We start from the raw sequence: 9,812 nt of genomic DNA on the forward strand, positions 1-9,812 counted from the left end.
TGGCCCTGACCGCGAAACGTGACTAGTGGCGGTGCGCCCGCGGCGTCGCCAGCACGGCCGCGATCCCCGTCGTCAGCGGGACCGACAGCGCCAGCGCGATACCGCCGACCGCCGAACGCGCGATCTCGATGGCCACGCTCTCGCTGGTCAGCACGTCGATCAGCGAGCGGTTGGCGACGCTGAACAACAGCAGCAGCGGCAGCGCGCTACCGGCGTAGGCGAGCACCAGCGTGTACACCGTGCTCGCGATGTGGTCGCGGCCCACCCGCATCGCGCCGACGAACACTGCCCGTCGCGAACTGCCCTCCAGTTCGGCGAGTTCGAACGCCGTCGACGCCTGGGTGACCGTCACGTCGTTGAGCACACCAAGCGACCCGATGATGAACCCGGCCAGCAGCAGACCGGTGATCGACACGTTGCCCAGATACGCCGCGACCTCGTTGTTCTGGTCCTCCGACAACCCGGTCAGGTGCGCGATTTCGATTGCGCCCCAGGAGAGGAAGGCCGCCAGCAGCAGCGAGGTCAGGGTGCCGAGCAGGGCCGCGCTGGTGCGCAGGCTGACACCGTGGGCCAGATAGATGACGGCGTAGAGGATCACCGCGGACGCCACCAGCGCGACCGGGACGGCCGACGCGCCGTCGCGCAGGGCGGGCAGCAGGAACACCACCAGCACCGCGAACGCCACCACGATGCCCACCATCGCCCGCAGACCCCGCCAGCGCGCGACCGCCACCACCACGACGGCGAAGGCGGCGGCCAGCGCGGCCAGCGGCCACCCCCGCGCATAGTCGTAGAACGTGTAGCTGGTGGCGCCGCCCTGGCCCACCTGACGGCTGAGCCGGATGTCGTCGCCCGCGGCCAACTGCGGCTGGCCGGGCCCGCCGCTGAACTCCAGCAGGGTGTTGGCGCCCTTGTTGGGTCCGGAATCGATGGCGACGAGAACCTGGACGCACTGCGATCCGTCGGTCGGGGCGGAGATCGGGTCGGCGGTGAGCACCTGACCCGCCGACGGGCTGCCGCAGGACGCCAGGCTGGTGGCGCGCACCTGCCCGGCCTCGGTCGTCACCGCACCGCCCTCGGCGTTCTGGAACGGCAGCGGGATGTCGGCCTTCTGCTGGCTCGGCCACAGCAGCACCGCGCCGATCGCCACCGCGACACCGATCAGCACAAGCAGCCCGACCACGATCCTGGCGGCGAGCGGGCCGAGCGGCGACGGACCGCTCAGCGAGTGGGAATGGGTGTGTGAGTGCGTCACCTGGACAGGGTAGAGGCCGGTCCCCGGGTCGCCCGCAGCGTCCTCGCGGCGACGAACGTGCGCTCAGTGCGAAATGCGGTGCGCTTTTTCGCAGTGACCGCACGTTCGGTGACGAGGCGCACGGCTCACTGCCGGTAGCTGACCAGGAAGTTGCCGAGCCGGTCGATCGCCGCGGCCAGGTCACGCGCCCACGGCAACGTCACGATGCGCAGGTGATCCGGTGTCGCCCAGTTGAACCCGGTGCCCTGGGTGACCAGGATCTTCTCCTGCAGCAGCAGGTCGAGCACCAGTTGCTCGTCGTCGTGGATGTCATAGACCTCGGGATCCAGCCGCGGGAACGCGTACAGCGCGCCCTGCGGTTTGACGCACGAGACACCGGGGATCTCGTTGAGCTTCTCCCACGCCACGTCGCGCTGTTCGAGCAGCCGGCCGCCGGGCAGCACCAGATCGTCGATGCTCTGGTGGCCGCCGAGCGCGACCTGAATGGCATGCTGCGCAGGGACATTCGGGCACAGCCGCATATTGGCCAGCAGGCTGATGCCCTCGATGAAACTGCTCGCGTGCTCCTTGGGCCCGGTGATGACCAGCCAGCCAGAGCGGTACCCCGCCACCCGGTAGGCCTTCGACAGCCCGTTGAACGTCAACGTGAGCACGTCGGGCGCGACCGAGGCCATCGCGATGTGCTTGGCGTCGTCGTAGAGGATCTTGTCGTAGATCTCGTCGGCGAGCAGCAACAGCTGGTGCTTGCGCGCCAGCTCCGCGATCTGCTCGAGGACCTCGCGGCTGTACACCGCGCCGGTCGGGTTGTTCGGGTTGATGACGACCAGCGCCTTGGTGCGGTCGGTGATCTTCGACTCGAGGTCGGCGATGTCGGGCTGCCAGCCCTGCGTCTCGTCGCACAGATAGTGCACGGGTGTGCCGCCCGCCAGCGAGCACGACGCCGTCCACAGCGGATAGTCCGGGGCGGGGATCAGCACCTGATCACCGTTGTCCAGCAGCGCCTGCAGCGTCATCGTGATCAGCTCGGAAACGCCGTTGCCCAGGTAGACGTCGTCGATGTCGAAGCGCGGGAACCCGTCGACCAGCTCGTACCGGGTGAACACCGCGCGGCGGGCGCTCACGATGCCCTTCGAGTCGGAGTAGCCCTGCGCGGTCGGCAGCGCCGCGATCATGTCGCGCATGATCACGTCCGGCGCCTCGAACCCGAACGGCGCCGGGTTCCCGATGTTGAGCTTGAGGATGCGGTGGCCCTCGGCCTCCAGCCGCGATGCGTGCTCGTGTACCGGGCCGCGGATCTCGTAGAGGACGTCCTGCAGTTTCGACGACTGCGTGAACGTGCGGGTCCGCTGCTGATGGCCCTGTGCGTGCCAGGTCGCGGGCGTCTGAGGCATGGTCACGTCGTCCATGGTGGCATTGCCGTCCACTCATTTAGAAATTCACGCAGGTCGGGGCTACGCATAGGTCACCGACCGGTTCGCCAGCTCGGCCCACCTGTTGGCGAAGTCCTCCGGGTTCAGCACGGTCTCGACGTGGGCGCCCACCGGGGCGAACAGACCGGGTTCCACCAGCGCGAGCGCCGTGGACTGGTCCCAGAACATCGAGCGCCCCCCGTAGCCGGACCGCTCCCAGGTGTCGACGGCCCACGACGCCGTTTCGCCGAGCAGGATCTGCCGCAAAGTGCCGGGCAGACCCAGCGGACGGAGTTGCCGAACCATCGCCAGCGTCGGGCCGTGAACCGTGCCCGCACATCCCGCGCGGTTGGGCGTCGTATCGCAGTCGCTGCGCGGGACGTCGACGAACGTGTGGTTCAGCCCCGGCAACTGGCGGTGGAAGACCTCCTCGCAGGACGGGCGGTCGTACACGCAGTTGAAGGACTCGCCGGCCTCGAGTTCCGGATCGCCTTCGAGGGGCCGGCCGGTGATGACCACCCGGCCGGTCTTCGCGCGGATCGCCGGGCCGTAGTCGGCGTACGACGTGAACGCCCCGAGGACGAGCACGTCCACCACCGCGCAGCCGGCGACGGCGTCGACGACCTGCCGAACGTGGTCCCCCCGCGCGGGTGTCGGGGGCGGTTCCTCGGGCAGGAAGTTGTTGAGCCGGTTCATCAGGGCGCGGAAGACCAGGACGTAGTCACCGAACGTCGCGGCGATGTCGGCTTCCGGGCGGTCGACGCCGGCGCCGACGACCACCGGGATGGCGCGCTGGCCGGGTTGGGCGACCAGGCGACTGACGGCCGACGCCCCGGCCTCCGGCCGCGTGTATCCCTCGGTCGTCACGATCGCCGCGACGTGGCGGGACCCGATGACCGCGGGGATCGCCATCGGGTCGTCGATGTCCATGTCGGTGTCGATGACGACGCAGGCGTCCTGGGGCGCGCCGCTCGACGCTGCCGCGGCGGTGAGCGCCACGCATCCGAGGACCACCGCCGCGGCCAGCGCGGCCAGGCGTGACATACGCGTCCGGGTTACCGCTTCCCGGGGCGGCGGGCGCCCTTGGCGATGCCGAGGCCCTTGACCGGCGGTTCCTCACCGACGATGCGCGCGTCTCCGTTGCCGGAGGCGGGCTCGGGCGTGGGCTCGGGTTCGGTCGCGGCCTCGGGTTCCGGCGCGGCCTCGGCCTCGGGTTCCGGTTGCGGTTCGGCAGGCTTGGCTGCCGGTGCGGGTGCCTTCTTCTTGGCGCCCGGGCGGCGCGCGCCGGCTGCGATGCCCAGGCCCTTGACCTCCGGTTCGGGCTTGGGATGAAGCCCCAGATCGGAATCGGCGGTGTCCGCTGCTTCCGTACCGGCCTCGGCCTTGTCCGGGTCCACATTCGGCGGCTGCACGACCGTGCCCGCACCTTCGTTCGGCGAGGCCTTCGGCGCGGCCTTCTTCGCGCCGGGGCGACGCGCACCCGCGGCGATGCCCAGACCCTTGACCTCGGGCTCCGGCTTGGCGGGGGCCTCGGGCGCCTCTGCCTTGACCTCGGTGGTCTCGGCCTTGGCTTCCGCCGGGGCCGCCGCCGTCTTCTTCGCCCCTGGACGCTTGGCGCCGGCCGCGATGCCGAGCCCCTTGGCCGGGGCCGCGGCAGGCGCCTCGGTGGTCTCGGCCTTGGCCTCCGCCGGAGCGGCCGCCGTCTTCTTCGCGCCGGGACGCTTGGCGCCGCCGGCGATGCCGAGCCCCTTCGCCGGAGCCGCCGCAGCGGCCGGCTTGTCCTCGGCGGCGGCCGTCTTCTTCGCGCCCGGCTTCTTGGCGCCACCGGCGATGCCGAGACCCGTGACGGGTTTGGTTTCAGTGGCGGTCGACGCCTTGGCGGCCGGTGCCTCGTCGGCATCGACCGGCTCGTCGGCGGGGGCCTCCTCGGGCGCCGGTGCCGGTGCGGCCGCGGCGGCCTTGACGGCGCGTTCCTCGGCCTCCTTGGCGGCGGTGCCCTTCTCCGGCAGTGTGACCGTGCTGGTGTCGAGGGAGCCGAGCAGCAGCTGGGCGACGTCGAGCACCTCGACCTTCTCGATGTCCCTGGCCGCGGCGACCTCGTCGACACCGTCGGTCATCATCACGCGGCAGAACGGGCAGCCCGTCGCGATCCGCGACGCGCCGGTGTCGATTGCCTCTTCGGTGCGCTCGGTGTTGACGCGCTTGCCGATGTGCTCTTCCATCCACATCCGCGCACCGCCTGCGCCACAGCACAGACCGCGGTCGGCGTGCCGCGGCATCTCGGTCAGCTTCGCGCCGGAGGCGCCGATCAACTCCCGCGGAGCCTCGTAGACCTTGTTGTGCCGACCGAGGTAGCAGGGGTCGTGGTAGGTGATGTCCTGCCCGTTCGCCCCGTCGCCGCCGACCGGGGTGACCGGCACCAGCTTCTTGTCGCGGATGAGCCGGTTCAGCAGCTGGGTGTGGTGCAGCACCGTGTAGTTACCGCCGACCTGCGGGTATTCGCGGCCCAGGGTGTTGAAGCAGTGCGGGCAGGTGACGATGACCTTGCGGTCGACCCGCTCGACGCCCTCGAAGAGGTCGTTGAGGGTCTCGACGTTCTGGGCGGCGAGCTGCTGGAACAGGAACTCGTTGCCCGAGCGGCGGGCCGAGTCACCGTTGCAGGTCTCACCCTCGCCGAGCACCAGGTACTTGACGCCGGCGATGGCGAGCAGTTCGGCGACGGCCTTGGTGGTCTTCTTGGCGCGGTCTTCGTAAGCGCCGGCGCAGCCGACCCAGAACAGGTACTCGTAGCCCGCGAAGGAGTCGACGTCCTTGCCGAACACCGGCACGTCGAAGTCGACCTCGTCGATCCAGTTGGTGCGGTCCTTGGCGTTCTGGCCCCAAGGGTTGCCCTTGGTCTCCAGGTTCTTGAACAGCACACCGAGCTCACCGGGGAACTCGGATTCCATCATCACCTGGTAGCGGCGCATGTCGACGATGTGGTCGATGTGCTCGATGTCCACCGGGCACTGCTCGACGCAGGCGCCGCAGGTGGTGCACGACCACAGCACGTCGGGGTCGATTACGCCGCCCTGTTCTGCGGTGCCGACGAGCGGGCGGGTGGCCTGCTCGGGGCCCGAACCCATGATCCGCTCGAAACCGGACTCCGGAACGTGGTCGTGCGAGTGCTTCTCGGACTGCTTCTCGCCGCGCAGTTCCTCGCCGAGGCCGCCCTCGGGGGTGTTCTCCAGCGGCGACTCCTTGTCGCCCAGGATGTACGGCGCCTTCGCGAACATGTGGTCGCGCAGGTTCATGATCACGAGCTTGGGCGACAGCGGCTTACCGGTGTTCCACGCCGGGCACTGCGACTGGCAGCGGCCGCACTCGGTGCACGTCGTGAAGTCGAGGTAGCCCTTCCAGGTGAAGTCCTCGATCTTGCCCCGGCCGAGCACCGCGTCCTCGGCGGGATCCTCGAAGTCGATCGGCTGGCCGTTGTACTCCATCGGCAGCAGCGGACCGAGGCCGTTGGGCAGCCGCTTGAACGTGACGTTGATGGGCGCCAGACCGATGTGCAGGTGCTTGGAGTGCAGCACGATCAGCAGGAAGATCAGCATGACCGCGATGTGCAGCAGCAGCGCGACGGTCTCGACCCACTCGTTCACGTCATGGCCCAGCGGGCTGAGCACCCAGCCCATGAACTGCGAGAAGAACGCGCCGTTGCCGTAGGGCAGGTTGCCGACGTCGGCGGCCGCGCCGCGGACCAGGGCGTAGGTCCAGATGACGTTGAAGATCATGAACAGGATCAGCCAGGCGCCGCCGGTGTGCGAACCGTAGAACCGGGAGTCGCGGCCGTGCTTCTTGGGCTCGCGCACGATGCGGATGATCGCGAAGGTGATGATGCCGAGCAGCACGGCGACGGCGAAGAAGTCCTGCAGGAAGCCGAGCACATCCCACTTGCCGATGATCGGGATGTGGAAGTCGTGGTCGAACAGCAGGCCGTAGGCCTCCAGGTAGACCGACGCGAGGATGAAGAAGCCCCACATCGTGAAGAAGTGCGCGATACCGGGGATCGACCAGCGCAGCAGGCGGGTCTGGCCGAAGACCTCTTCGAACTGCGTGGTGATGCGTTTGCCGAGGTTGTCCTTGCGGTTGTTGGCCTCGCTCGTGGGCGCGCCGGACCGGATCAACTTGGTCAGCCACAGCACGCGTTTTGCGGCGAGCGCGATCACGATGGCGGTCATCAGCAACCCGACGACGAGTCGGATCAGAATCTGCGTGTCCACGCGCGGCCTCCCGGTGTGAAGTTACTCAACAGTAACTTAGGCTAAGTTACCCGTCGGTAACTTGAGCTCGGTCCTGCTCATAGTGACACCACCGGTATGCGGGCCGCTACGAAGGCTGCCCTAACCCGCAATTCGGCTAACTCGACGGGGCGAGAAGTGCGCGCAGCATCGACAGCATCTCGGACCGCGATTCCGCCCCGAGCCGGCGGCGGATCCGGGCGACGTGGTGTTCGACCGTCTTCGCTGAGATGAACAGTTGGGCGCCGATGTCGCGGTACGGCATGCCGAGCAGCAACAGCTCGGCCACCTCGCGTTCGCGCTCGGAGAGCTGCGCCGAAGACGTGGCGCGTGCGGGCGTCGCCGCCGACGGGGCCGACACCGGTGCCGGTGTCGCGCTCTCCACCGGGACTTCGGCGCCGGTGACGCTCTGCTTGAGGTCGCGGGCCAGCTGCAGCATCGCCTGCGAGACCCGGCCGTCCGGCGTCTGCAGGGCGGCCTGCCCGGCCAGCCGGGTCGCGTCCCAGGTGTGGCCGAACTGTGCGAGACCGCGGGCGGCGGTCGTCACCTCGTCGACGTCGACCTGGTTGGCGAGCACCCGCAACCAGGTGCGACCCGCGGTGGCCAGCGCTCGTGCGAACGCGCTCTGCGCGCGCTCGTCCCGGCTGGCCGCGGTCAGCGCCTGTCCGTGCGGGGCGACGGCCTCCGGGGAGTTCGCCAGGATGCCGGCGTGCACCCCGGCCCAGTGCAGCGGCACCGACCACAACACCGGATCGCCCAGCGCCGCCAGCAGGGCGAACGCCTCGTCGAGGGTGTGCTGCAGCCGTTCCACCTGTCGCAGCCGCGCGGCGGCCACCCACAGCTCGCCGAGCGGGAGCAGTGCGAACAGGTCGACCGAGTATTCGGCCAACACCTCCATCGCGGAGTACCACTGCATCTGCATGGCGCCGCTGTCGCCGCTGCGCCGCGCGATCGCCGTCTGCAGCGCCGCCGCCCACAGCGCATCGCGGCGGTGCAGGTCGGTGCCCGGCCGCGGCGCCGCGGCGGCGGCGGCCTGCAACTGCCCGTCCTGCATGTGCGTCCACCCCAGCAGCAGGCGGTGCCGGTGCGTGACGAAGATCGCATCGGCGGACCCGTCGTCGCGGCCGGTCCGGACCGCCCGGCCGATCACGCTGCGGGCGCGCACCGGGTCTCCGCCGTGCAGGGCCGCCAGCGTCACCAGCGCGGCCGGGGTGTCGGGGGTGACGCCGCCTCGGCCGTGCTCGGTGTTCAGCGACTGGCCCAGCCGCGCCGCCGCGACGGGGTAGGGCTGGCCGAGGGACAGCACGAGCCCCTCGCCCAGGCTGCGGGCCGCCCGCGCGATCGAGGTCGGCGGGCCCGCGGCCTGGGTGCGCGCGAGCTCCTCGGCGGTGGTCGCGTCGCCGGCGGCGAGTGCGGCGACGGTGCCCGCCGCGCTCAGCACCGCATCCGGGGACGGCCCGAGCCAGCGGAAGAGGTCGAGCGCCTGTGTGGCGCTGCCGTCGTGCATCGCGATGCTCGCCGAGATCCGGACCGCCGCGGCCCGCTCGTCCGGATCCTGGGAGGTGAGCAGTTCGTCGGCGATCCGGCCCGCCGTCGCACAGTCGCCCGTCAGCGCGAGAGCGTCGGCGAGTTGGGCGCTGAGCGCGGTGGCGCCGGCGTCCGCGGCCGCCCGGTACAGCCGTGCCGCGCGGGCGGGTTCGCCGGCGGTGTGCGCGGCCAGGTCGGCGAGCGCCTGGGCGAGCCGTTCGTCACGCAGTCCGTGCTCGGCCATTCGAAGCGCGAGATCAGCTGTGAGAGTTGATAATTCGAGCTGCGAGCAGAGCAGGGACACCTCGATGTCGTGGTGGCGCGCTGCGCCGACGATCTGCCCGAGGCCGTCGTGCAGGGTGCGCAGGAAGCTGTGGTGGTGGCTCGGCTCGAGCAGGCCGCTGGCCCGGGCCCGGTCGACGTCGGCCAGCGCGGTGTCCGACGGTATGCGCAGGGCCGCCGCGACGTCGTCGGGTCCGAGCTCAGGGCTCAGCGACGCCACGAGCAGCGTGTCGAGCAGCGGTTCGTCGAGCCGGCGCAACCGTTCCACCAGCGCGACCCGGGTGCTGTGCCGCACCGCCGCCGCGCCGTCGGCGATCGCGGCGAGAGCCGGACGCAGCAGGAACGGCAGGCCGGCGGTGACCGTCGTCAGGAGCCGGACCGCCTCGGGTGCGGGGGCGGCGCCGAGCGTCGCGGCCGCCGCCCGTCCGACCTCCACCGGGGTGACCGAACCCAGTGTGACAGCGGGGTTCTCGCGCTCGAGCGCCGTGGCCAGCCCGCGCAGCGCGGCGTGGTGGGCGAGCGGTTGCGTGGCGATCACCACCGTCGACGCCGATTCGGCCACGAGGTCGGTGAGCGCTTCGAGCTCATCGGCGTCGAGTAGGTGCGCATCGTCGACGACGACCGCGGCCTCGGCGGGGTCGCCGGGGCGCCGGGGGCGTGACAGCACGGGACGGCCCGCCGCCCGCAGAGTCGCCCGCACGGCGGCGAGCACGGTCGACTTCCCCGTTCCGATACCGCCAGTGACCAGCATCTTCGCCGGCGCCGCGGGGTCCGCTTCGATCGCCGCGACGGCGTCGCGCGCCGCGGCCGGAAGCTCCTGCTGACGATGCGGCGCCGGGCTCGTCATGGTGCGGGGTCAGGCGCCGTCGTCGGGCACGGGGACCGTCGTGACCGGAGGATCCGGCGGGTCGACGGTCGTCGGCGGCGGCGCGACCGTGGTGGTCGGCGGCGGCTGCGTCGTCGTGGGCGGCTGGGTCGTGGTCGGCCGCGTGGTGGTCGTGGTCGGTTGGGTCGTCGTTGTGGTCTGCTGCGTGGTGCTCGTCGGGTTCTGCTGGGTGG

5 protein-coding genes are annotated in these 9,812 nt (G+C 70.8%); all 5 read right to left on the reverse strand.

The window, feature by feature from the left end:
* Positions 1-22 precede the first annotated feature (22 nt).
* Positions 23-1,255: a YibE/F family protein gene (locus tag AU195_RS19165; protein ID WP_059160645.1), complete on the reverse strand. Its 1,233-nt coding sequence runs from the start codon at positions 1,253-1,255 to the stop codon at positions 23-25.
* 125 nt (positions 1,256-1,380) lie between these two features.
* Complete coding sequence (locus AU195_RS19170) at positions 1,381-2,661, reverse strand: pyridoxal phosphate-dependent aminotransferase (protein ID WP_059160650.1); 1,281 nt, start codon at positions 2,659-2,661, stop codon at positions 1,381-1,383.
* A gap of 45 nt (positions 2,662-2,706) precedes the next feature.
* Positions 2,707-3,708, reverse strand: a complete 1,002-nt coding sequence (locus AU195_RS19175; protein WP_059160646.1) for a nucleoside hydrolase — start codon at positions 3,706-3,708, stop codon at positions 2,707-2,709.
* A gap of 11 nt (positions 3,709-3,719) precedes the next feature.
* A complete protein-coding gene (locus AU195_RS19180; protein WP_059160647.1) occupies positions 3,720-6,926 on the reverse strand; it encodes a heterodisulfide reductase-related iron-sulfur binding cluster in 3,207 nt (1,068 codons plus the stop codon).
* Between the two features lie 136 nt (positions 6,927-7,062).
* Entirely contained in the window at positions 7,063-9,600 is a 2,538-nt protein-coding gene (gene iniR / locus AU195_RS19185; protein WP_059160648.1) for an isoniazid response ATPase/transcriptional regulator IniR, read from the reverse strand.
* Between the last annotated feature and the right edge of the window lie 212 nt (positions 9,601-9,812).

Source organism: Mycobacterium sp. IS-1496, assembly GCF_001499995.1.
Lineage (GTDB): Bacteria > Actinomycetota > Actinomycetes > Mycobacteriales > Mycobacteriaceae > Mycobacterium.